Below are 22,855 nucleotides of genomic sequence, written 5' to 3'. Positions count from 1 at the left end.
AACATTTGCATTTGTGAACAGCTAGGTTGATGTTTTTGAGTCGGTCTAAAATTCCCACGATCAACCAGTTTTCAATGAATCATAGGTATGGAAATGATCGTGTTTACCAAATGACGAGAAAATCAAACTTAAACAAACAGCAGTGAGACTTTTATTCAGAGTCTGATTAGTCCACAAAAGGTTAAGATAACTGTCTGATAATTGTGTGAAAATTTCAGATTTTATTTATCTTCCCTAAAACCTTGTCTTTGAGAAAAAAATTTGTTAATATTAGCGTCGCCAATCGTATCTTTTTTGCTGTTCTAACTTCTACAAGAATATCTTTTACTTTAGATTTTGCTTCTTTCTTAAGTAGTATTGTTTTTATCGTGATAGCGCATAACACAGGTTTTTTAAACCGTAATAATGATACTAACAACGGATAATTGAAAGTAATTTGACGGTTGCAACAAATTTTAATTATTGCTTATAGATGATTTTCCATCATATTTCTATTACTTTATGGTTATGACTTTAGGGAAGTAGTAATACTAAGTCGGGAATAGCTATCATATCGTAAGAATTCAATAGTCAGCATTCATAATATTTGATAAATACGTAGAGTATCAAATAGTTTACTTGAGAAAAACCTTTAAAAAGCTGAATGCTGACCACAGCATAACCAATTAGGTGGAATTGATGAGCAATTTAAGATTTTGGTTTGAAGATTACTCTAGAGCTTTATTTCGTTCTCTGCCTTTGTTATGGAAAGCAGCACCACAGGAAATGTTTTTTCTGATTGTTGTCACCTTATTACAGGGTTTTCTTCCTGCTATCAGTGTTTGGATTACTAAATTAGTAGTAGATACTGTGGCAGAAGCCTTAACTTCTGGTAGAGAATTAAGTTTTTCCATTCTTGCCCCTTTGGTAGCAGGATGGGTGGGAGCTTTGTTATTAGAAACTCTGCTGTATCCTTGGGTATTCGCACTTCAAGGAAATCTCAATGATAAGTTAACGGCACACATTAGTTTATTGTTAATGCGGAAAGCTGATACTTTTTCAGACCTGAGCAGATTTGAAGATTCTCAGTTCTATGATGAGCTACAAATTCTCCAAGAACAAGTTAGCTATAAGCCGTTGAATTTATTAGAGAATTTGGTGGAATTAAGTCGATCTTTTGTGACTTTGATAGTCATAGTCGGGCTATTGATTCCCTTAGCTGTTTGGATACCAATAGTGATTGCGATCGCAACTATACCTCAGATAGTGGTTTCTTCCCAATATGGCAAAGCTATTTGGTTAACTTTATTTGAAAACAGTCCTCAAGCTCGGAGAATGGAATATTACACTTCCGTGATGCTGACTGATACCCATGCTAAAGAAGTGAGGTTATTTCAACTAGGTTCGTTTTTTATGGAGCGTTACCTGCAAGCATTTGAGTCTTTACATCAAACAATGCGTCATCTGCGGGGAAAGCAAGCATTTTGGTCATCTAGTTTAGCTATTCTCAGTACATTAGGCAATGGTTTTGCTTTTTACTGGGTGGTACAGAAGGCTTTTAGAGGAGAGTTTAGTCCTGGAAGTGTGCTTTTGTTTGTCCAGTCATTAACTTACTTCCAAACTAATCTGGAAAGATTTGTCGCACATTGGTTATATTTGTTTCAAAATATTCTTTATATGCAGCAATTTTTCAATTTTCTCGATACTCCCACCCCAATGCTACTCAGCATACCAGGTGAGAAAATACCAACTCCCATTCGTTCCGGTATTACTTTTGAGAAAGTTGATTTTTCCTACCCAGATGGTAGACTAGCCCTGCAAAATATTTCCTTTACTCTTTACCCAGGTCAAACAGTAGCTATTGTCGGAGAAAATGGGGCAGGTAAAACCACTTTAGTTAAACTGTTAACTAGGCTTTATGATCCCACGGAAGGACGAATTATAGTTGATGGTACAGATTTAAAAAATCTCAATTTACAGCAGTGGCGGCAGCAAATTGCCGGAGTTTTTCAAGATTTTGGTCACTATGCGCTCACTCTGGGAGAAAATATCGCTTTAGGAAATTTAGCGGCGTTGGAACGTCCAGAAATTCTCAGATATGCGGTTGAAAAAGCCGATATCGTCAAATTAGTTAATGATTTTCCCGCCAGGGAGGAAACACCACTGGGTAAACAGTTTGGTGGTACAGAACTTTCTGGAGGTCAATGGCAAAAGTTAGCTCTAGCTCGTGCTTTTGTCCGCAAAGATGCTCAATTATTACTTCTGGATGAACCAACTGCTGCACTTGACCCCCGCAGTGAATGTGATTTATATCGGCGCTTTATTGAGTTAGCGGAGGGTAAGACTACTATTGTTATTACCCACAGATTAGCTTCTGTGCGGATGGCTGACCGCATTTTAGTCCTTAAAGATGGTTGTTTAATTGAGGATGGTACTCATCAGGAACTTTTACAGTTTGGAGGTGAATATACGGCCTTGTGGAATATGCAGGTGCAGCAGTATGGAGTTGTTGATTGATGAGTTTTTAAACGCAGAGGAACGCGGAGGATATCGCAGAGGTTCGCGGAGTTTTTATGGAGGAGGAGGGAGAAAAATTGAACAGGTTTTAGATGACAACTGCACACACGATAGGAGATAACTTCGATAAGTTTGATGTATTTTATGGTCAAAAATGAAAGGTTATATAGCGTTTTCCAGTCTAATGAAGTACAAAGTTATCTGCGTTTATCTGCGTCCATCTGCGTTCAATTATTACTGCTTGTACCTCACTTGAATGGGAATGCCTATAAGTATGATATTCTACTAAAAAATATCAAGATTTACTGTTTTTGATTCTTGTCATTTTTTAGTTGTTTTGAACTCACGGTTATTAATTTTTAGTGTGATGAGTAAACAAGATTCTGGAAAAACTATAGTTGAAAAAGATAATAGGTTTAAAGTTAATGGGTATGTTTTTGTAATTTTGATGTGGCTTTTGAGCAGGCTTGTGATTATAGTTGCAATGCAAATTGTTGCTCCTTTAATATATAAATCGCCTGTTCCTCTATATTGGCAACCTCCATATCCACTAGGCTATTCTCCTGATTTTTTTCCTCAACTCAGTTGGGAACTTTTCTCCCATTGGGATGGTAAATGGTATCGGCAAATTGCAATTGAAGGTTATAACTATCTTGATGATGGAAATCAGCATTCTGTTGCTTTTTATCCTTTATTTCCGTTAATCATTCGCGGGCTGATGATGTTTGGCTTGTCGTTTGAGGTAGCGGGAACACTGGTCAATAACTTTTCTTTTCTTGGTGCGCTGTTGCTTGTGTATGATTGGGCAAAAGAACGTCATGGTAGTAATGTTGCCAGATGGGTAGTTGCGGTGATGGCTTGGTGTCCTTTTTCTTTATATGGCACAGTAATTTATACGGAAGGATTATTTTTATTTTTGACTACGGCAGCTTTACGAGCATTTGAGCATCGTCAGTATGTCTGGGCTGCTATTTTTGGCTCTTTGGCTAGTGCGACGCGGGCTACAGGGATTACATTACTACCCACGTTTATGATCGTAGCATGGATGGAACGGAGATCACTGAGTGCCTATACGGCAGGTCTATTTGTATCTGTGGGGTTATTGTTATTCTCTGTATATTGCGCTTTTAGTTTTGCAGATCCCTTAGCATTTATTCATGTACAAAAAGCATGGGGACAACCGAGTTGGTGGGATATATTTCTAGAAGCTCTATTAGTGGGTAAAGATGGTTTGATTAAAGTTGTTATGGTTTTTGGGGGCGGCTATTTGTTGTGGTATTACCGCCACCAGCTTAGTAAGGTGGCTGTAGTATACGGTTTTTGCTATTTGTTAATGATTATATTCTCTGGCGCTTTGTCTTCTATCAACCGTTATGCTTATGGTCTTGTATCGCTCTCTTTGGCATTAGGTTTGTTGTTTTCTCAGCAGAAAAGTTGGAAATATTTTGTGTTTATTTGGTTTACAATCTTGCTATTTTGGTATGCGTTTAACTTTACTATTTGGAATTGGGTAGCTTAGGAATTTGTATAGGAGGAGTCCCTCGTTCCCAGTTTCTAGCTGGGAATGCAATCAAAAGGCTCTGACTTCTGTTAATATCAATCATTATGAGGCAGAGCCTCATCCACTTTATTCCCTGTCAGAGACAGGGAACAAGTAATTAAACTTCAACCGTTTGTTTAGACTGGTTCAAATCTACAACTTCTTGCAGTCGAGAAATTACAAAAGATTTCTCTAAATAAGAAAACAAACCGCCGGCTTTTGGTCCACGTTCTTTATTTAAGAAGGATAGATACAAAGCTTTAAACGCATTTGCTTGGGGAATCTGCAATTCTTTGGTGGTTGAAAAAATCAAAGTTTGCAATTCTTCTGCTTCCCAATTGGAAATATTCTGCAAATTCTCGATCAATTTTTGCAAATAGGCAATTTGTTCTGCTGTTAAATCGTTTGCTTTTTCTGGTACTTGTTCTAAATAGAGAACTAACTTTTCTTCCTCATCTGCGTAGTCTTGTAACCATTTTTGAGCAGAGGCAATTCTTTGATTAACAATTTGCTGGTCGTACTCGGTTAAAGGTTGTGAACTGCGTTGTACCACTTCTTCCTGAATATTCAAGCGGGGAACTTGCAACAAAGAAATTAGCGTACTAAAATCAAATGGTTGGAATGGTTTAACTTCATCGCCTAACTGGGCGTAGAATAAGGGCATTAATTCCTCAGTTAATTCTGAAGAATTGCCTTGATACTTATTAATTAAAGTATCGTAATCTCGGAATAAACGGGTGATGGTTTCATAATTGGGGGCAAAGTTAATTACTGTTCTTGGCTGAGTCCGCAACATTAAAAAGCGTAATAACTCAGGTGGTAATAAATCAGCAATTTCTTTAGCACTAGAACCTACACCTTTCGATGAACTCATTTTCGTGCCATTGACGAGAATAAATTCATAGGGAGAATGGAATGGTGGTTGCTTTTGTAAAACTTTACGACAGATAGCGTTAGCTACATCTCTCGAACCACCTTTTTGAGAGTGGTCTTTACCTGCCATTTCAATAGTTACACCGACAACTTCCCACTTCGCTACCCATTCAACTTTCCAGGGTAATTTACCATTGCCATTAAAGGGAGAAACCCAACCAGAATGACCACAACCTTTAACATAGTTAGCGCCATCAGGTTTACAGGTGTAAAATACCTCTGAGCCGTTGTAGTCTGTAACTTCTGTGGTAGCAATTTTGCCACAATTTTCACAAATAACTTGAAAAGGATACCAGTTATTAGGGCGGTCTGCTTTACTTACCTCTTTATATGCTTCTCTCACAAGGTGAGCATTTTTTAAGAAAGTGTCGATATGGGAATTAAGTTTTCCAGAACGATATAAATCACGTAAAAAATAAGTTTCTGGTTTAATTCCTAAATACTCGAAAACTTCAAAAAATTCGCCAATGAAATACTTAGCGTAATCACTTGCACCATCACCAGGTGAAGGAACATTACACAGGGGAAAACCCAAATAGGGCGCAAATTTTTCCTGGTCTAAGTATTTAGGTACGGTATCCAGTGCGTCGTAGTCATCCACACCGTACATGAATTTCACGGGCTTACCTGCGTGTTTCAAGGCACGGTAAATAACGTCATGGATAACCACACCCCGCAATGACCCGACGTGGACTCTACCTGATGGAGTCTTGGAATCATTAACTACCTGGAAGCCTTGTGCATCAGCAGCGATTTTATCAGCCCAAAACATTTGCCATATATCTTTTCACAATCCCTCTATTCTACCGTAAGCATTTACCCAATAGCTAGTTGCTTTCTATAAAACTTTAAATCACAGCCGATTCTAACATTTTAATTGTGCCATTTTCAGCGTCTATTTCTACTTCTAACCCTACTGGTATCGTAAATTTATCTTTGATATGACCAATCATTGAACCATACCAAGCAGGAATAGCTAATGGCTGGATATGCTGTTGTAATATTTGCATTAAAGTAAATGATTGCTTTTCTGAAGGTTGACAATTTGTACATTGTCCAAATATAAAGCCGGAAATTTGATTGAGAATACCAGCATTTTTTAACTGAGTTAACATTCTGTCTAAACGATAAATATCTTCACCAATATCTTCTAAAAATAAAATACTTTTATTCCATGATGGTAAATAAGGTGAACCTACCATCGCAGCTAAAACTGATAAGTTACCACCAATTAATTTTCCTTGCGCTTTTCCTGGTGTAATTATTTCTATTTTACCTTCATCGCTGGAAGTGTTTTGCATGGTTAATGTTTCAGCATTAAATAAGATACGTTGCCAGTAATCAATAGTAAATTCATTCCAGCTAGAAGTGGCAACTGCACCATGAAAAGTAATTAATCGGCTACGGGCATTAATAGCTAATAATAAAGAAGTAATGTCACTATAGCCGATAATAATTTTAGGATGGGAACGGATGAGAGGATAATTAAGTAAAGGCAAAATCCGATTACATCCCCAACCGCCACGCATAGCGATAATTGCTTTGACAGATTTATCAGCAAACATGGTATGAATATCTTGGGCGCGGTTGATATCTGTTCCAGCTAAATATCCATCCCGGTCTAAAATATGTGCGCCTGTTTTGATTTTGAAACCTAATTTTGTCAAGGTTTGTTTGGCATCTTCGATATCTTTAAGTTCAATAATACCCGCTGGGGAAATTAAACCTATAGTATCGCCGATTTGTAGACGTGGTGGTTTAATATTGGTAAGTGGTGAAATTTGATTTTGGGCGATGGCTGGGGGAATTTGGGTGGCTATGGTTGTTAGTCCTAGGGTGGTGAGAAATTGACGACGGTTGAGGGTCATGGGGGATAGAGAGTTAATAATTACAGCGTAAATTTGGTAGTATTATTTTATTCAGTATAATAGAGTTGCTAAAATACATTTGAAACTACTATCAAGCGCAATCCAGATGCAGGATATTAATAAATATGTAGCAATAGAAAAAAATTCATACAGGTTTACCCATGCCTAGACAATCAGTACCACGTATAGAATATCTAAGAGTTAAAAATTATCGAGCCTTGCATGACTTAGAACTTAAGGGAATTACTCCCCTCACTGTCTTCTTAGGGCCTAATGGTAGTGGAAAATCTACCATTTTTGACGTTTTTGCTTTTTTATCAGAATGTTTTACTAATGGTTTACGTAAAGCTTGGGACAGACGCGGACGCTTTAGAGAACTGCGGACAAGAGGTGCTGAAGGGCCAATTGTGATTGAGTTAAAATACCGTGAAAAATTAGACTCACCTAAAATTACCTATTATTTAGCTATTGATGAAGGTAGTAAAGGTCCTTATGTAGCGGAAGAATGGTTGCAATGGAGAAGAGGTCAAACAGGTAAGCCGTTTAAATTTCTCGACTTTCAACAAGGTGTTGGAAAGGTAATTACAGGTGAAATGCCAGATGAAGAAGATGAGCGAGTAACTGAACAACTTAATTCGCCAGAACTACTAGCTGTTAACACCCTTGGACAATTTACTAAACATCCTCGTGTGAGTGCTTTACGCCGCTTTATCACAGGTTGGTATCTTTCCTATTTAAATGCAGACAATACCCGCAGTATTCCAGAAGCAGGACAACAAGAAAGGTTATCAGAAACAGGTGACAATTTACCGAATGTTATTCAATATTTGAAAGAACAACATCCAGAGCGGTTACAAGAAATACTTAATAATTTATCTTCTCGCATCCCTCGCTTAGAAAGAGTAGATGCAGAAATGATGCAAGATGGAAGGCTTTTACTCCAAATTAAAGATGCTCCTTTTGCACAACCTATACTTGCGAAATTTGCTTCAGATGGCACGCTTAAAATGTTGGCATATCTGACAGTTTTATATGACCCTGACCCTCCCCAACTTATTGGCATTGAAGAACCAGAAAATTACTTACACCCGCGTTTATTGCCAGAATTAGCAGAAGAATGTCGCGGAGTTTCAGCCAATACTCAATTAATGATTACAACTCATTCTCCGTTTTTTGTTGATGCGCTGATACCAGAAGAATTATGGGTACTGTATCGAGATGAGCAAGGTTATACTCAAGCAAAACGTACTGCTGATATGCAAGGCATTAAAGAGTTTATAGAACATGGAGCTACTTTAGGTTCTTTGTGGATGGAGGACTTTTTCGACGCTGGAAATCCTCTCATTAATTCGGGTGGAATTAAAAGAAAAAGATAAAGGAGGGTGAAATAAACTTGCATATTGAGTTTTTAGTTGAAGAACAATCTATGAAAGAAGCACTCCAGAATATATTGCCTAAAATCTGGGGAGAGAATATAAGTTTTGATATTCACACATTCCAAGGTAAAACAGATTTGTTATCTAAATTACCCAATCGTTTAAAAGGATATAAATCATGGTTGCCAGATGATCACCGCATTGTAGTTTTAGTTGATGAAGACAGGGAAGATTGTAAATTGCTCAAGGAGAAGTTAGAAAAAATAGCTATTGATGCAGGTTTTATTACCAAAACATCAGCTGGTGTCAACCAGAAATTTCAAGTTCTCAATCCTATCGCCATTGAAGAGCTAGAAGCATGGTTTTTGGAGATATCAATGCTCTTGTTACGGCTTATCCTAAGCTATCACATAATTTAGAAAAACAGGCGAAATACCGCGACCCAGATGCAATTTCAGGTGGAACAGCAGAAGCTTTAGAAAAATTACTGCAAACAGCAGGATATCAAAGAGGTGGTTTAGAAAAAAGAAAAACAGCACGAGAAGTATCGCTACATATAAACCCATCAAAAAATCGTTCTAAAAGTTTTCAAGTATTTTATGAAGGTTTATTAAAAATAATAGAAGATTAATTGATAAAATTGAGTATTTGGTCTAGTTAAATATTAAACGAGAGAGGATACAAAAATTTATGGCACTAAAAAGGTTTATCATCGAAATGGGAATGGGTGTAGACCAGCATGGACAAGAACCCACGGTAGCAGCAGCAAGAGCAGTTAGAAATGCGATCGCACACAACGCCTTACTTGGTATTATGGAAGTAGCAGGGTTAAAAGACCCGAATGAAATGATTGTAGAAGTGAAGGTAGCTGTACCTTACCCAGAACAAGTACGAGCAGCAGAAGTATTAGCAGTCCTCCCCTTTGGTAAAAAAACCCTGACGGTAGAAGCTGGGGGAATGGTAGTAGATGGGTTAGCAATACCTTCTCTCAATGATAAAAATGATGAAATGTTGATAGCAGTTGCAGCGGTGACTGTTTTAGTTGAAACTGAATAACTGTTAATTTCTGAAGTTTTAACATGGCAATATTTAGATAGAGTTAAAAAATGGACGCACAATTACAAAATTGGGATAAATTCTCTAAATATCATGTCAATTGTGATTGGTATGGAATTTGGTATAGATATTCTCCAGATGGAGAATTAATTGAGTCATTGGAAGGGGTAAGAAGTCTTCATGCAAATGAAGATGGTAGCGAAGTCACTCATCAAAATCATTATCACTATCAAGATGGCAGAACCGAAACTAAAACCTTTGGTCCTTACAAAAAACCAAATATCAGAGCTTTATTTTTAGACAATAGCTTTTCTGCTGGTTCTCCACAAATAAAAATTGGCTCATTTTTTGGTTTTGAAACAGGTTTTAGGTATGAAAATAGACGCATAGAAGCTATTGTAGTTTACAATGAAAGCGGTAATTTACAAAAAATTACATTTATTGATGAAAAACTAGTAAATTTCCCGAAAGCAACTACTAATTTGCCTGCACAGGAAGTTAATAATAATTGGCAAGGAATCAGTAAAACAATTACATCAGATTGGATCATATCTAAACCAGCAGTAAAAGAGTGGAAAAATTTAGAAACATTAGCTGAAGATAATCAAATCTTACATTTTTCTAATAATGTTTCTATTAGTTTCCCTCAGAAAATAGTCAGCGATTAAGATTTTAGTTATGTGGTAGATTGGCTGGCACGACCTAGTTTATTACTACGTGGAATTCGCACATACAAGGATTCTAATTTTACGGGTTTTATTCTAGAGACCTTCAATCTTAGTGATGTATTTTGATTTTCTGCGCTAAACTAAGCTAAACTAAATTTATGATAATTCATTGAGATAAACTGGGGTCATCTCTGGCTGTAAGTTCAATCACCCATTTATCTTCATCACTTCAGTTACAATGTGCCTAGAGCCTAATAAATCACTCCAAATTCAGGATATTATCGGACTCAAACCGCAACACTTTGCTGATTTAATCAGAACTGCACAATTAGTTTTTGACCCTGCTGCGGGACTTTCTGGTAGAAATGTAAAAATTAACTGGGAAGACTTTGGTATTCCTGATGAAGTAGCGGATAATCTCAGAGAAATCGGCCAAGAATACCAGTATGCTTCTCCTCACATTCCTCCGGAAATTGTTTGGAGTAAGTTAACTACTGCATCTCGCGTTTGGTTTATTGAGAACAAAGATATTTTGTGGCGGTTTGAAGAAATTTTCCCTGCACTGGACGAAGACTAAAAAGCTGAACTATTTTCAGCAATATACTTGGAAAGTAGGATGCAGCAATTTTGTATCCTATTTTCTATTTTGAAGAATTGGTTTAATGTTTTTGCAGGAGAAAAATTAAAAGTTTTTTGATATCTAATTTTTATCCCGAAACACGATTAAAAGCAATGAAACTAAATCATAATATCTGATAAAAGATGTTCATGAAAATTCCTTTTGTGAGGCTGTTGCTAACTTATTTGGGGTTGATAGTTAGCTTTTTAACTGTGAATTTATACAAGACGGGTGATGTTTTGGCAGAAGCACCACGAGAACATCCTCAAGTGTCAATTAATGGTCAAAATATTACTGTTCTTAAATCTGAATTTGGAGTCAGAATAGTTGATGCTCAAGGTAAAGCTAATTTTTTCCCGACTATTAAAGTACCACTGAAGAAAGGTGATGCTTATGGGTGGCGAATTAAATTACAAAATTACCGGGGTAAGGTAAAATGGCGTGAAGTTTTACGTTTACCAAAAGCACCAGAAACTTGGGCTACACAGGAGAAAAATGAGAATTTTTCTTTATCAGTAGATGGAACTACTGCGGTGACAAAACGCACAGAAACATCTGCAAATGGTGTGATTGAAAATTTTTGGAAGATAGCTCCTGGTGATCCTCTTGGTAAACATAAAATAGAGGTTTATGTTGATGAGCGTTTAGTTGCTACTTTTGAATTTGAAACAGTTGAATTTTAGTTAATATTCAGCATAGTTGATTAAAAAAATGAATAGGTTTCGCGCTCAGGCTTAAATAGAGTCTCTGCGAAACCTGACCGCTGATAGCTGAAAGCTGCTGTATCAAATATTTTACTTAATCAGCTACTGCCCATCGCACATAAGGACGAGAACCGGCTATAGTTTTGTACGTAATTTCCTGAGCAGGTGCGTTTATTTTTTGCAAATCTACTCGGAAATAAGCTTTTTTATCCTTAAATTGTACGGTGTAGAATTTATATTCCTGATTGCGAGTTTGACCAACGCAGGATGCATAATTACTGCGTAAAGGTGCAACAAATTCTACAAATTGCTTATGATTAGAAGCAACTAATTTAACTGCATCTGCAAAAGCTTTAGTATCTGCAACTACTGTATGTTCTGCACCACCTTCATAAGGTAAAGTAATCCACCATAAACCCACTGTTTGCGGACAACTACCACTTTTGCGTTGTACGCTCAACTTAACATTTGGTGCAGCAATAGGGCCTGATGCAAAATTTACCTGTGCTAAAACTGGATGAGAAATTGTTGATGCTACTAATAAAGAACCAAAAATTACGCTGATTTTTCTAAATTGTAATAAATTTTTCATTGTTACCTGAATAATTACTAGTTTGTAATTGTATAGACAGGATAACTCAACAGATAGTGTCTTAAATTTAAAATTTCTAATTTTTAATTTCTAATTTCCTACAAGTGTGTTCAGTTACAGTTCTATTGAGAGAAATCAGGCAAAAATAGAGATTCATACAGCCTATAGCTGGTAAATGAAGTAAACAATTTAGTGACGAAACTTTACACCAAAAGAATTTTATCGCTAACTACTAACCACTAACTGCTAACTGCTGCTGTTTCATGAAACCTCGAATTATTGTTTGCGGCTTAGGACGTACCGGATATAAAATCTTTCGTCTGCTAAGACAACAGGGTGCTTTGGTTGTTGGTATTCATCGCAAACCCATTCCTGGAGAAGCTACGGGAGATGTGATTGTTGGTGAATTATATGCAGCTTCTACCCTAAAAGCAGCAGGGATTGAACAAGCTAATACTCTAGTAATTGCTACTTCTGATGATGCCCTAAATTTGTCAATTATGATGCAAGCGCGGATTCTCAATCCTCACCTGCGGATCATTAACCGCTTTTATAATGCAAATTTGGGTGAACGTCTAGATCACACTCTCGTAGATCACTTCAGTATGAGTGTTGTCGGTTTGGCAGCACCAGTATTTACTTTTGCCGCTTTAGGAAATCAAGCCATCGGACAAATTAAATTATTTGATCAGACTTGGCCAATTCAGGAAGAATATATTGATGAAAATCATCCTTGGCGGGGTCAAAAAATTAGTGATTTGTGGGAAGATAAGTCACGAATGCTGATTTATTATCTACCTGTCGTTGGGAAGATGAATTTAGTAGCAGCAGTCCTGGCTGAACAACGTTTAGAAGTAGGCGATCGCTTAATTATTGGCACTCAACCCCGCATCAATCAAACACGCAAATCATGGGGAAGAAAACTGCTAAAAATCTTCACTAGCATCCAGCAATTTCAGAAACACGCCCAATCAGTAATTGGCATGGCAATAGCGTTAGTAGTAATTATTTTACTAGCTACATTCACTTTTGTTTCTGCTAAATTAAATATCTCATTTGTGGATGCTTTATATTTTGCTGTTGGCATGATTACAGGTGCTGGTGGTAATGACAAAGTAGTAGAAAATGCACCTAATAGCATTAAATTATTTACTGTTTTCATGATGCTGGCAGGGGCAGTAGTGTTTGGTATTTGGTATGCTATGCTGACGGATTTTGTTTTAGGAACTCGTCTCAAACAATTTTGGGATGCTGCCAGAATTCCCCAACGCCATCATTATATTGTTTGTGGTTTGAGTGGAATTGGCATTAGGATTATTCAACAACTGCACGCTGGTGGACATGAAGTAGTAGTAATTGAAACAGATCCTAATAATAGATTTGTCAACACTGCTAGGGGCATGAGTATTCCTGTAATTTCAGCTGATGCGAGTTTTCGGTTAACTCTACAAACCAGTAATATAGATACTGCATCTGCTGTTTTAGCTGTAACTAATAATGATGCTACAAATTTAGAAATTGCTCTCAAAGCTAAGGGTTTAACACCGAAAATTCCTGTTATTGTTCATTATGCTGACCCTGATTTTGCCGGTATGGCACAACAAGTATTTGACTTTGAAGCTGTACTGAGTCCGGCTGAATTAGCAGCCCCAGCTTTTGCCGCCGCCGCCCTTGGTGGTAGAATTATTGGTAATGGTATTATTGCCGATAATTTATGGGTAGCTTTTGCCACTTTAATTACACCTGCACATCCTTTTTGTGGTCTGTGGGTGAAAGATGTAGCTAGGTCTGCTGATTTTGTACCTTTGTATGTAGAAACAAATCACCAAACTTTACACGGTTGGGATTTGTTAGAGACTAATCTGAGTGCGGGTGATATTTTGTATATGACCATACCTGCAAATAGGTTATATCAGTTGTGGCGTGAGGAACAACCGTTTAATAATGGACAATTAACAATGAACAATTGACAATTACCTTTACCTGGAAGGGAGAGGATTGAAAAAGCAGAATTTTTTTCTTTTTTTCCCCTGTCAATTGTCAATTATCAATTATCAATTATCAATTATCAATTATTACCTGGGACTTGCTTCTCGTCATTTCAATACTAATCTTGCCATTAAAATCGGGGATGGGTGCTGAAGGTTTGCTGACAATAACTTGAACTTGGTTAATAGCATCGCTATCCTGCAAAATACCATCAGCTATAGCTGCGGCTAATCTTTCCAACAAAGCAAATTTTGAGTTTTTAACTAAATTTTGAATCAAGCTAATAATGCTTCGATAGTCTATCGTATCTTCAATATTGTCTGTTTTGCCTGGAAGTGAAAGGTCTAACCACAGTTTTACATCTACCTCAAACCATTGTCCTAGCACCTGTTCTTCAGCTAAAAAGCCAGTATAACCATAAACACGAATTCCTGTTAAATGAATACAGTCCATAAAAAATTGAGGTGAATTTTGCATTTTAGATTTTAAAATGAATATCGCTACAAAAAATCTCAAATTTAAATCAAATTTAAAATTGTCAGCTAAATTGCGGTAGGTGCTTGAACAATTGACACCAGATAGGGCATGATCAAACAAATCATACCAATTTGAAAAATGATGGTGACAGATGGAAATGTGAAAAGCTTACATAGCAAGACTTTCACAATCCCCAATCCCAAATCCAACATGGTATGACTTTCTGTAAAAATTTTCTCTCGATCTTAATTGAATGCAGATTACTTTTAATAATGTTAATCAACTTTGGTCTTATGTGTTAACTGAAACCTGCAAACGCTTAGGTTTAAGTTGTGCTGTCCTCTGTCCTGGTTCTCGTTCCACACCTCTCACAGTTGCTTTTGCGAAACAAGCACCAGATATTGAAGCTATACCTATTTTAGATGAACGTTCTGCGGCTTTTTTTGCGTTGGGAAGGGCAAAAGCAACAGGAAAACCTGCGGTATTAGTTTGTACTTCAGGAACAGCAGGAGCAAATTTTTACCCTGCGGTAATTGAAGCTAAAGAAAGTCGTGTACCTTTGTTAATTTTAACCACCGATAGACCACCAGAATTGCGAGATTGTCATTCTGGACAAACTATCGACCAAGTGAAATTATACGGTCATTATCCCAATTGGCAAACTGAGTTAGCTACACCTGTTGCAGATATAGAAATGTTAGGTTATCTCAGACAAACGGTAATTCATGCTTGGGAACGTTGCCAATTTCCTAAAGGGGGAACAGTACATTTAAATATACCATTTCGTGATCCCCTCGCGCCCATTGCTGATGGTACAGATTTTACCTTAGACTGTGAAGATTTCTTTTCTGGGATAGTCACTACCTCATCATCTGTTAGCTATTACCCAATACCCAAAAACTGGAAATCATGTCAACGGGGAATTATGATTGCAGGTGTAGCCCAACCTCAACAACCTGAAGAATATTGTAGAGCGATCGCACGTCTTTCTCAAACTCTTAACTGGCCTGTTTTAGCTGAAGGACTTTCCCCAGTCAGAAATTATGCTGATATTAACCCCTATTTAATTTCTACCTACGACATCATTTTACGTAATCAAAAATTAGCCCAAGAATTAACACCAGAAATGGTAATTCAAATTGGGGAAATGCCCACTAGTAAAGAGTTGCGTAATTGGTTAATTGCTACTAAACCTCATCGTTGGATAATTGATAGCAGTGGTGAAAATTTAGATCCTTTACATGGAAAAACCACACATTTAAGAACATCTGTAGAAAATTTGAAACCTGAAACCTGGGAACTGGGGCAATTAGCCAACAATAAATACCTACAAATATGGTGTGATTTAGAAGCGCAAATCAGAAAAAATATTGATGGCAACTTTACAAATATAGTAGAATTAATTGAATGTAAAGCCGCTTGGTTAATTTCGCAGGTTTTACCACCAGGAACACCATTGTTTATTGCTAATAGTATGCCAGTTCGGGATGTAGAATTTTTCTGGAAACCGAATAATTTAGGAATTAAAACTTATTTTAATCGTGGTGCAAATGGAATTGATGGTACACTTTCTACAGCTTTAGGAATAGCCCATCATCAACAAATAAGTGTGATGTTGACAGGAGATTTAGCTTTATTACATGACACCAATGGGTTCTTAATTAGAAATAAATTTATTGGACATTTGACAATTATCTTAATTAATAACAATGGTGGAGGAATTTTTGAAATGTTACCTATATCTAAATTTGAGCCACCATTTGAGGAATTTTTTGCCACACCCCAAGATATTGATTTTGCTCAGTTATGCGCTACCTATGGTGTACAACATGAGTTGATTATTTCTTGGGAACAGTTAAAAGAAAGATTGAATGTGTTACCGAAAAAGGGAATTAGGGTATTAGAAATTAGGACAAATAGGAAGAGAGATTCTCAATGGAGAAAGGATAATTTAGGGAAGTTTAGTTGATACTGTGCCACACACATCGCCAGGATATCAGTATGTATAGCATCTAGGGGAGGATGATAATTAATGAATCAATATAGTATGATTGTGCAATGATCAGAAGAAGATCAGCTCGTCTTGGTAACAATTCCAGAATTTAGCGATCGCGTAATTATGCCTTGTACTCACGGTAAAACTCGTGAAGAAGCAATTCGTCATGGGTGAGAAGTTGTTTGATCTCGTTCCTAGGCTCTGACTCTGATATAATTTAAGGCAGAGTCATCTAAAATTCATTTCCAGAGATAGTATGGGAACGAGAAATAAGTCCTAATAAATTACGAATTATTGAGTGTTGCTTCCCGTTCTAATATCAAAGTCACGGGTCCATCATTTTCAATTGCGACTTGCATCATCGCACCAAACTTACCTGTTTCTACCCGCAAACCACTATCACGTAATTTGTCAACAAAGCGATTATATAAATTTTCTGCTAATGTGGGTGCAGCAGAACGGTCAAAGGAAGGACGACGACCTTTACGACAATCTCCATACAGAGTAAATTGACTAATTACTAATAATTCACCGTTAATTTCTTGTACAGATTTTTGCCATTTGTCACCACCTTCATCATCCGGGAATAAGCGTAATTCTAAGCATTTACGAACCATCCATTCAAGTTCTACAACAGTGTCTGTATGAGAAATACCAACAAGTAAATTTAATCCCCGTCCAATTTTACCAACAATTTCTCCATTTACAGTTACTTGAGATGATTTAACTCGTTGAACAATTACTCGCATATTTGTTAATTACAGTATATTGCAGATCAATAAGGTACAAATTTTTATGACAAAGACTTGCAGCAAAAGGGTTTTACTCCTAAAAGCTGCTGTATCAGTTATTAGTTGCTTTTTATATCATTAACAACTCAATACTGTTTGGTTAACGAGATTTAGGTATTGGTGATCCCCCTTAGTCCCCCTAAAAAAGGGGGAAACAAAGGAATTTTTATCCCCCCTTTTTTAGGGGGGTTGAGGGGATTGCCTACGGCACGCTACGCGAACAAACCCTGAACCGAAAAGTATTGACTAACAACTGACAACTAACTATTCAACAATTGACAATGAACAGTGTAAAATTTCCTTTCTCTCAAGGGTAGAGAATCGAAAAGTAGGAAATATTTTTCTTGATCTTTCTCTTAACAAAGAGAGGTTTCAAACCCAATTTATCAATTGTCAATTATCAATTGTCAATTATCAATTGATAACTATTTCCCAAAACCTTTACCTCTACTCACGGAAGGAATACAAAGACAATTTTCTAACTGTTTGAGTAGAGTTTCTTGATCCAAATGTTGGCCAATTAACACTAGTTGGTTTTTGCGTTCACCCTTCCATTCACTATCATCTATGGTAAAGCGTTTACCGCACAAATGGAAAATATGACGTTGGGGACTTTCATCAAACCACATAATACCTTTTGCGCGGAAGACATTTGTGGGAAGTTGGTTATCTAAGAAATATTGGAATTTGCGAATTGAAAAAGGTTTATCACTTTGAAAAGATATAGATGTAAAACCATCATTTTCTAAGTGGTCAGAATGATCATGGTGATGGTGTTCATGATCATGATGGTCGTGACCGCAAGTAGAATGATCATGGTCATGATGGTCATGTCCACAGTTAGAATGGTCATGGTCGTGGTCATGATGATCATGGTGGTCATGTTCGTGCGTTTCTGACTCAAAATATTTATCAGATTCAAACAAACCAACACTGAGAATTAAAGGAAGTGGGACTTGGGAATTTTTAGTTCTAATAATTCTTGCACCTTCTTTAACTTCGTTAATCTTTCTTTCTAATTCTTGTAATGTGGGTTCGTCAACTAAATCTGCTTTATTTAACAGAATTACGTCACCATAGGTAATCTGACTAAATGCAGCTTGGGAGTTGAATAAATCTAAGCTATAATTGGCCGCATCTACTACGGTGATAATGGAATCCAGACGGGTTAAATCTCGTAATTCTGAACCCAAAAAGGTCATAGCTACTGGTAATGGATCTGCTAATCCTGTAGTTTCAACAACCAGATAATCTAGTTTTTCTTCCCGTTCTAGAACTTTGTAAACAGCATCAACTAAGTCATTATTAATAGTACAACAAATACAACCGTTGCTTAGTTCCACCATGTTATCATTTGTGGCAACAATTAATTCGTTGTCAATCCCGATTTCACCAAATTCATTAACTAAGACAGCGGTTTTTATACCTTGCTGATTAGTGAGAATATGATTGAGTAAAGTTGTTTTGCCGCTACCAAGGAAACCTGTAATAATAGTTACTGGTAATCCTTGTTTGGGAGCTTCCATTGGGTGAGATTCGGTAGTAAGTTTTGATGTCATACTTTGTAAAGTAGGATTTGAGTCTATTTAGAATTTTATCCTGTTTTTGGATACTTGGCTTTGCTAGTTATATACCAGCTTTAAAAATTTGATTAGCTGTTAATTTTAACTCTGGGAATGTGGCTGATATAATTATTTCATCATTTCTAAATTGTTTAACTTTATATTCACCGTTGACTAAATTATAAATAGAAATAGTAGGTTGTTTAGGATCGCCTATATAGGGAGTTCCACCTAAAGCTAAATAATCAACTATCCAATATTCAGGAATACCAATTTCCTCATAATCTTTAACTTTAGTTAAATAATCAACACGCCAATTTGTACTTACAACTTCAATAATTAAAGGTATTGATGCAGCTTGAGAAACGGTAGCTTGTTTTTCCCATAAAAATTCATTGATTAAATTATCACGATTTAAAACTAAAACATCTGGTGAATAAGCAGATTCATTATTGGTCGGTTTAACTAGGACAGTTTTTGATATACCATAGGGTAAACCTAAACGTTTATATTCTGATAAAATTATTTCATTTAAAAAAAGGATAATCCACTCATGATAACCTAAAGGTTGATTCATTTCAAAAATTACTCCATTATGTAATTCATATATTTTATTTTCTGGTTTCCATTCCACAAATTCTGTAAAAGTTACTGGTTTAGTTTTGGGTAAAGCTTGAATCATAATTTACCAACCTCTGCTGATTGCATTACATGATTTTACTGGGAAATTATTTGTAGAACTATATTAGATATCATAGATGATGAGGGCGATCGCTCTTAATTCAATCTCATTTATCTATCCGGTTACTCACTACATAAGCTATCATTGCTAATCGTTAGATGCCTTATCCCTTATATTATGACCCTATCTATTTACAATACTCTCACCCGTCGTCAAGAAGAATTTAAAACTGTCGAACCTGGTAAGGTCAAGATGTATTATTGCGGTGTGACGGTTTACGACTATTGTCATTTGGGTCATGCTAGAGCTTGTATTGTTTGGGATGTAGTGCGTCGATATTTACAGTTTATCGGTTATGATGTCCGTTATATCCAAAACTTTACGGATATTGATGATAAAATTCTTAACCGCGCTAGACAAGAAAATTCATCAATGGAAGCGGTAGCAGAACGATATATTCAGGCATATTTTGAAGATATGTCACGTTTAGGGATTAAAGAAGCAGATGAATATCCCCGCGCTACCCATACTATGAATGGTATTCAAAGATTAATTCACGATTTAGAACATAACGGTTTTGCCTATCCCGCTGATGGAGATGTCTATTATGCGGTGCGGAAATTTGATCAATACGGTAAACTTTCAGGACGTAAACTAGAAGATTTACAAGCTGGTGCGAGTGAACGGGTAAATATCGAAGACGTGGAATATCAAAAGAAGCAATACCCCTTCGATTTTGCCCTGTGGAAAGCTGCAAAACCGGGAGAACCTGCGTGGGAGTCACCTTGGGGTAAAGGTCGTCCAGGATGGCATATTGAATGTTCGGCGATGGTGCGCGATCGCCTGGGTGATACGATAGATATTCATGCTGGTGGTGCTGACTTAATTTTCCCACACCATGAAAACGAAATTGCCCAATCGGAAGCAGTCACTGGTAAACCTCTGGCCAATTATTGGTTACACAATGGCATGGTGAAGGTAGATGGGGAAAAAATGTCTAAATCTTTAGGCAATTTTACTACTATCCGCGATTTGCTAGATCGTGGTGTTGACCCGATGGCATTAAGATTATTTGTGTTGATGGCACAATATCGCAAGCCGATTGATTTTACCGATGAAGCCATATTAGCAGCAACCAACGGCTGGCATACCTTGAAAGAAGGTTTATTATTTGGACATCAACATGGTAAACATTTAGGTTGGGAAAACCTCGAATTAAATAGTTCTAACATTGATAAATCAGAAATTGAGAAATTTACTACAGCAGTTGATGATGACTTTAATTTTCCCGGTGGTTTAGCAGTCATTTTTGAATTAGCAAAAGAACTGCGGAAAGAAGGAAATATAATAGTTCACCAAGGGAAAACAGAAACACCAGCAGATAAACTATTAAAACAATGGCAAACCCTGGTTACTTTAGCAGATGTTTTAGGGTTAACTGCCACATTTGCAGAAGAAAAACCTGCAACTGATGGTTTAAGTGATGCAGCAATTGAGGATTTAATTCAGAAGAGACAGGAGGCAAGAAAATCTAAAAACTTTGCCGAATCTGATAGAATCAGAGATGAACTAAAAACCCAAGGAATAGAATTAATTGATAGCAAAGAAGGTACACGCTGGCAAAGAAAAAATTAAAAATTAAAAAAGCATTGTCATCTGAGTTGTGAACATGATTTTTTGAACGAACCGCTCCAGGCGCAGAGGACACAGAGGTAAAGACAAAAAAGATGATTGAATCTTACTCCTTTATCGTTCTAATATTACCCCTATTCTTCTCTTATTCCTTCGTGTCCTTTGTGTTCTTCGTGGTTCATTCTCTTGAAAAATTATTCACAACTAACCATATCTCAAAAACTCTTTCTCTCTGTGTACTCTGCGTCTGGAGCGGTTCGTTATTGTTTGAATGATACATAATTTATAATGTAAAAACAGATTTTCAACTTTGATTTTTTAATTTTTAATTAATACCATGTGGAAAGAACTAACAACAGCAATTTCTCATTTTAACATTCCCGCTGATTGGATTGGTATTCGCGCTGTCAAAGAAACATCTAGAAACCATTCTGTGCGTGATGGCTTACCCCAAAGCAATGGTAAATCATTAACAATGGGAGCGATGATAGAAGTAATAGTTAATGGTAGCATAGGTTATGCTGCTACCAACTCATTCACATTATCATCATTACAAAATGCCGCCGAAATAGCTTATAAACAGGCAATTGCAGCTAGTAAATTTTGGATTTATCCTTTTGGTGAAAATACCCGTCCTAAAGTTGTCGGGGAATATAATTCACCATTCTTTGAACCATTAGATGCTATCAGTCCAGGTGAAATAAACGAGTTATTAATTCGTGTTTGCCAAAAATTGAAAATTAACGACAAAATTGTCCAAACTACAGCTAATATCAGCACCAGTCAAAAAGAAACTTGGTTTGTGAGTAGTAATGGTTCAGAAGTATACCAAAAAATTCTGTTTATTAGTAATCATTTGGGTGCGATCGCACAAGATGGTGGAGTTGTTCAACAACGTACAAACAACGGAATTCATGCACACTGCTATCAAGGTGGATGGGAACTGTTAAAAGAAGAGAATTTATGGCAGCAAGCGCAAACAATTGGTGAACAAGCATTAGAATTATTAACAGCCGAAGAATGTCCAAATATCCGCACCAATTTGGTTTTAGCACCAGACCAAATGATGCTACAAATTCATGAGAGTATCGGACATCCTTTAGAAATAGACCGAATTTTAGGAGACGAACGTAACTATGCTGGAGGCAGTTTTGTTAAACCGAGAGATTTCGGTAAATTAGAATATGGTTCACCTTTAATGAATATCACTTTTGACCCGACAGTAGAAGGTGAATTTGCCAGTTATGGTTTTGATGACACTGGTGCAAAAGCAACCAGAGAATATGTCATTAAAGATGGTATTTTACAAAGAGGTTTAGGCAGTTTAGAAAGTCAATTTCGATCAGGTTTACCAGGTGTTGCTTGTGCGCGTGCTTGTTCTTGGAACCGTCCACCAATTGACCGCATGGCTAACTTAAATTTAGAACCGGGAAATGCTAGTTTTGCAGAAATAATCGCGGGAATAGAACATGGTATTTACATGAAATCTAATCGTTCTTGGTCAATTGATGATCAACGATATAAATTTCAATTTGGTTGTGAATATGCCAAATTAATTGAAAACGGCAAATTTACTAAAACTCTCCGCAATCCTAATTATAGAGCGACAACTCCAGAATTTTGGCACAGTTTAATTCAAGTTGGTAATGATTCTAACTGGCAAATGTATGGTACTCCTTTTTGTGGAAAGGGAGAACCAAACCAAGCTATTTGGGTAGGACATGGTTCACCTGTTTGTGTATTTGCTAATGTGGAGGTTTTTGGAGGAGGTTAATTAATTTTTGATTTTTGGTGTTTGATGTGATATAGGGAATATACATAGGGTGGGAACAGCTTACCCGAATGCTTACTAATGCTACAATTAACAAATAACT

18 protein-coding genes and 2 pseudogenes are annotated in these 22,855 nt (G+C 36.8%); 13 read left to right on the top strand and 7 right to left on the bottom strand.

From position 1 onward, the window contains the following. The first annotated feature begins 678 nt into the window (after positions 1–678). Together A0J48_RS11925 and A0J48_RS11920 are read left to right on the top strand one after the other, a co-directional pair. Positions 679–2,496: an ABC transporter ATP-binding protein gene (locus A0J48_RS11925; RefSeq protein WP_200323314.1), complete on the top strand. Its 1,818-nt coding sequence runs from the start codon at positions 679–681 to the stop codon at positions 2,494–2,496. 367 nt (positions 2,497–2,863) lie between these two features. Next, positions 2,864–4,015: a hypothetical protein gene (locus tag A0J48_RS11920; RefSeq protein WP_200323312.1), complete on the top strand. Its 1,152-nt coding sequence runs from the start codon at positions 2,864–2,866 to the stop codon at positions 4,013–4,015. 139 nt (positions 4,016–4,154) lie between these two features. Here A0J48_RS11920 and lysS read toward each other — a convergent pair whose 3' ends face one another. Both lysS and A0J48_RS11910 read right to left on the bottom strand, forming a co-directional pair. Continuing rightward, positions 4,155–5,741 (bottom strand): lysine--tRNA ligase, encoded by a 1,587-nt coding sequence (gene lysS, locus A0J48_RS11915; protein WP_200323310.1) that lies wholly within the window; start codon positions 5,739–5,741, stop codon positions 4,155–4,157. A gap of 76 nt (positions 5,742–5,817) precedes the next feature. After that, complete coding sequence (locus A0J48_RS11910) at positions 5,818–6,837, bottom strand: S66 peptidase family protein (RefSeq protein WP_200323309.1); 1,020 nt, start codon at positions 6,835–6,837, stop codon at positions 5,818–5,820. 161 nt (positions 6,838–6,998) lie between these two features. On the opposite strand from A0J48_RS11910, the gene A0J48_RS11905 reads away from it, so the two are divergent. The 6 genes and pseudogenes from A0J48_RS11905 to A0J48_RS11880 all read left to right on the top strand — a co-directional run bounded on the left by A0J48_RS11905 (position 6,999) and on the right by A0J48_RS11880 (position 11,239). After that, positions 6,999–8,213 carry an AAA family ATPase gene (locus A0J48_RS11905; protein ID WP_200323307.1) on the top strand — a complete coding sequence of 405 codons (1,215 nt, stop codon included), beginning with the start codon at positions 6,999–7,001 and terminating at the stop codon, positions 8,211–8,213. Positions 8,214–8,263: 50 nt separating this feature from the next. Further along, positions 8,264–8,844, top strand: a pseudogene (locus A0J48_RS27740) (DUF4276 family protein). Between the two features lie 59 nt (positions 8,845–8,903). Continuing rightward, entirely contained in the window at positions 8,904–9,269 is a 366-nt protein-coding gene (locus tag A0J48_RS11895) for a Lin0512 family protein (RefSeq protein ID WP_200323305.1), read from the top strand. 50 nt (positions 9,270–9,319) lie between these two features. Further along, the gene (locus tag A0J48_RS11890) at positions 9,320–9,937 is read left to right on the top strand and encodes a DUF3598 family protein (protein WP_234300869.1); all 618 of its coding nucleotides are present in this window, start codon (positions 9,320–9,322) and stop codon (positions 9,935–9,937) included. Between the two features lie 238 nt (positions 9,938–10,175). After that, positions 10,176–10,514, top strand: coding sequence for a hypothetical protein (locus tag A0J48_RS11885; protein ID WP_200323303.1), 339 nt, complete (start codon positions 10,176–10,178; stop codon positions 10,512–10,514). 191 nt (positions 10,515–10,705) lie between these two features. Beyond that, a complete protein-coding gene (locus A0J48_RS11880; protein ID WP_411841130.1) occupies positions 10,706–11,239 on the top strand; it encodes a hypothetical protein in 534 nt (177 codons plus the stop codon). A 115-nt stretch (positions 11,240–11,354) separates the two neighbouring features. On the opposite strand, the gene A0J48_RS11875 is transcribed toward A0J48_RS11880, so the two are convergent. Continuing rightward, complete coding sequence (locus A0J48_RS11875; protein ID WP_200323299.1) at positions 11,355–11,852, bottom strand: hypothetical protein; 498 nt, start codon at positions 11,850–11,852, stop codon at positions 11,355–11,357. A 263-nt stretch (positions 11,853–12,115) separates the two neighbouring features. On the opposite strand from A0J48_RS11875, the gene A0J48_RS11870 reads away from it, so the two are divergent. Further along, positions 12,116–13,822, top strand: a complete 1,707-nt coding sequence (locus A0J48_RS11870; protein WP_200323297.1) for a potassium channel family protein — start codon at positions 12,116–12,118, stop codon at positions 13,820–13,822. A 91-nt stretch (positions 13,823–13,913) separates the two neighbouring features. Here the strand turns inward: A0J48_RS11870 and folB are convergent, their stop codons facing one another. Continuing rightward, the gene (gene folB, locus A0J48_RS11865; protein ID WP_200323332.1) at positions 13,914–14,294 is read right to left on the bottom strand and encodes a dihydroneopterin aldolase; all 381 of its coding nucleotides are present in this window, start codon (positions 14,292–14,294) and stop codon (positions 13,914–13,916) included. Between the two features lie 277 nt (positions 14,295–14,571). Between folB and menD the strand changes: the two genes are divergently transcribed. Together menD and A0J48_RS26930 are read left to right on the top strand one after the other, a co-directional pair. Then, positions 14,572–16,287, top strand: coding sequence for a 2-succinyl-5-enolpyruvyl-6-hydroxy-3-cyclohexene-1-carboxylic-acid synthase (gene menD / locus A0J48_RS11860; RefSeq protein WP_200323295.1), 1,716 nt, complete (start codon positions 14,572–14,574; stop codon positions 16,285–16,287). 63 nt (positions 16,288–16,350) lie between these two features. Further along, a pseudogene (locus A0J48_RS26930) lies at positions 16,351–16,485 on the top strand (type II toxin-antitoxin system HicB family antitoxin); the annotation flags it as partial. Positions 16,486–16,598: 113 nt separating this feature from the next. Here A0J48_RS26930 and dtd read toward each other — a convergent pair. The 3 genes from dtd to A0J48_RS11845 form a co-directional block, all read right to left on the bottom strand. Then, on the bottom strand, positions 16,599–17,063 hold the full coding sequence (gene dtd, locus A0J48_RS11855; RefSeq protein WP_200323293.1) for a D-aminoacyl-tRNA deacylase: 465 nt from the start codon (positions 17,061–17,063) through the stop codon (positions 16,599–16,601). Positions 17,064–17,530: 467 nt separating this feature from the next. Beyond that, positions 17,531–18,664 (bottom strand): CobW family GTP-binding protein, encoded by a 1,134-nt coding sequence (locus A0J48_RS11850; RefSeq protein WP_200323291.1) that lies wholly within the window; start codon positions 18,662–18,664, stop codon positions 17,531–17,533. A gap of 67 nt (positions 18,665–18,731) precedes the next feature. After that, positions 18,732–19,349, bottom strand: coding sequence for a Uma2 family endonuclease (locus A0J48_RS11845; RefSeq protein ID WP_200323290.1), 618 nt, complete (start codon positions 19,347–19,349; stop codon positions 18,732–18,734). A 177-nt stretch (positions 19,350–19,526) separates the two neighbouring features. Here A0J48_RS11845 and cysS point away from each other — a divergent pair, with 177 nt between their 5' ends. Continuing rightward, positions 19,527–20,984: a cysteine--tRNA ligase gene (gene cysS, locus A0J48_RS11840; RefSeq protein ID WP_200323289.1), complete on the top strand. Its 1,458-nt coding sequence runs from the start codon at positions 19,527–19,529 to the stop codon at positions 20,982–20,984. Between the two features lie 334 nt (positions 20,985–21,318). After that, positions 21,319–22,755 carry a TldD/PmbA family protein gene (locus A0J48_RS11835; RefSeq protein WP_200323288.1) on the top strand — a complete coding sequence of 479 codons (1,437 nt, stop codon included), beginning with the start codon at positions 21,319–21,321 and terminating at the stop codon, positions 22,753–22,755. Positions 22,756–22,855: the final 100 nt, after the last annotated feature.

The organism is Sphaerospermopsis aphanizomenoides BCCUSP55 (assembly GCF_001586785.1).
GTDB classification, from domain to species: Bacteria; Cyanobacteriota; Cyanobacteriia; order Cyanobacteriales; family Nostocaceae; genus Sphaerospermopsis_A; species Sphaerospermopsis_A aphanizomenoides_A.
Note: the sequence above shows the minus strand (reverse complement) of the source record. Positions and strands in the feature narration are given on the sequence as shown.

Coding starts and splice junctions, on each gene's coding strand:
- A0J48_RS11910 (WP_200323309.1), bottom strand. CDS start 6,837: ATGACCCTCAACCGTCGTCAATTTCTCACCACCCTAGGACTAACAACC.
- A0J48_RS11835 (WP_200323288.1), top strand. CDS start 21,319: ATGTGGAAAGAACTAACAACAGCAATTTCTCATTTTAACATTCCCGCT.
- A0J48_RS11885 (WP_200323303.1), top strand. CDS start 10,176: ATGTGCCTAGAGCCTAATAAATCACTCCAAATTCAGGATATTATCGGA.
- A0J48_RS11920 (WP_200323312.1), top strand. CDS start 2,864: ATGAGTAAACAAGATTCTGGAAAAACTATAGTTGAAAAAGATAATAGG.
- menD (WP_200323295.1), top strand. CDS start 14,572: ATGCAGATTACTTTTAATAATGTTAATCAACTTTGGTCTTATGTGTTA.
- A0J48_RS11925 (WP_200323314.1), top strand. CDS start 679: ATGAGCAATTTAAGATTTTGGTTTGAAGATTACTCTAGAGCTTTATTT.
- A0J48_RS11890 (WP_234300869.1), top strand. CDS start 9,320: ATGGACGCACAATTACAAAATTGGGATAAATTCTCTAAATATCATGTC.
- A0J48_RS11880 (WP_411841130.1), top strand. CDS start 10,706: ATGAAAATTCCTTTTGTGAGGCTGTTGCTAACTTATTTGGGGTTGATA.
- A0J48_RS11875 (WP_200323299.1), bottom strand. CDS start 11,852: ATGAAAAATTTATTACAATTTAGAAAAATCAGCGTAATTTTTGGTTCT.
- A0J48_RS11905 (WP_200323307.1), top strand. CDS start 6,999: ATGCCTAGACAATCAGTACCACGTATAGAATATCTAAGAGTTAAAAAT.
- dtd (WP_200323293.1), bottom strand. CDS start 17,063: ATGCGAGTAATTGTTCAACGAGTTAAATCATCTCAAGTAACTGTAAAT.
- folB (WP_200323332.1), bottom strand. CDS start 14,294: ATGGACTGTATTCATTTAACAGGAATTCGTGTTTATGGTTATACTGGC.
- lysS (WP_200323310.1), bottom strand. CDS start 5,741: ATGTTTTGGGCTGATAAAATCGCTGCTGATGCACAAGGCTTCCAGGTA.
- cysS (WP_200323289.1), top strand. CDS start 19,527: ATGACCCTATCTATTTACAATACTCTCACCCGTCGTCAAGAAGAATTT.
- A0J48_RS11870 (WP_200323297.1), top strand. CDS start 12,116: ATGAAACCTCGAATTATTGTTTGCGGCTTAGGACGTACCGGATATAAA.
- A0J48_RS11845 (WP_200323290.1), bottom strand. CDS start 19,349: ATGATTCAAGCTTTACCCAAAACTAAACCAGTAACTTTTACAGAATTT.
- A0J48_RS11850 (WP_200323291.1), bottom strand. CDS start 18,664: ATGACATCAAAACTTACTACCGAATCTCACCCAATGGAAGCTCCCAAA.
- A0J48_RS11895 (WP_200323305.1), top strand. CDS start 8,904: ATGGCACTAAAAAGGTTTATCATCGAAATGGGAATGGGTGTAGACCAG.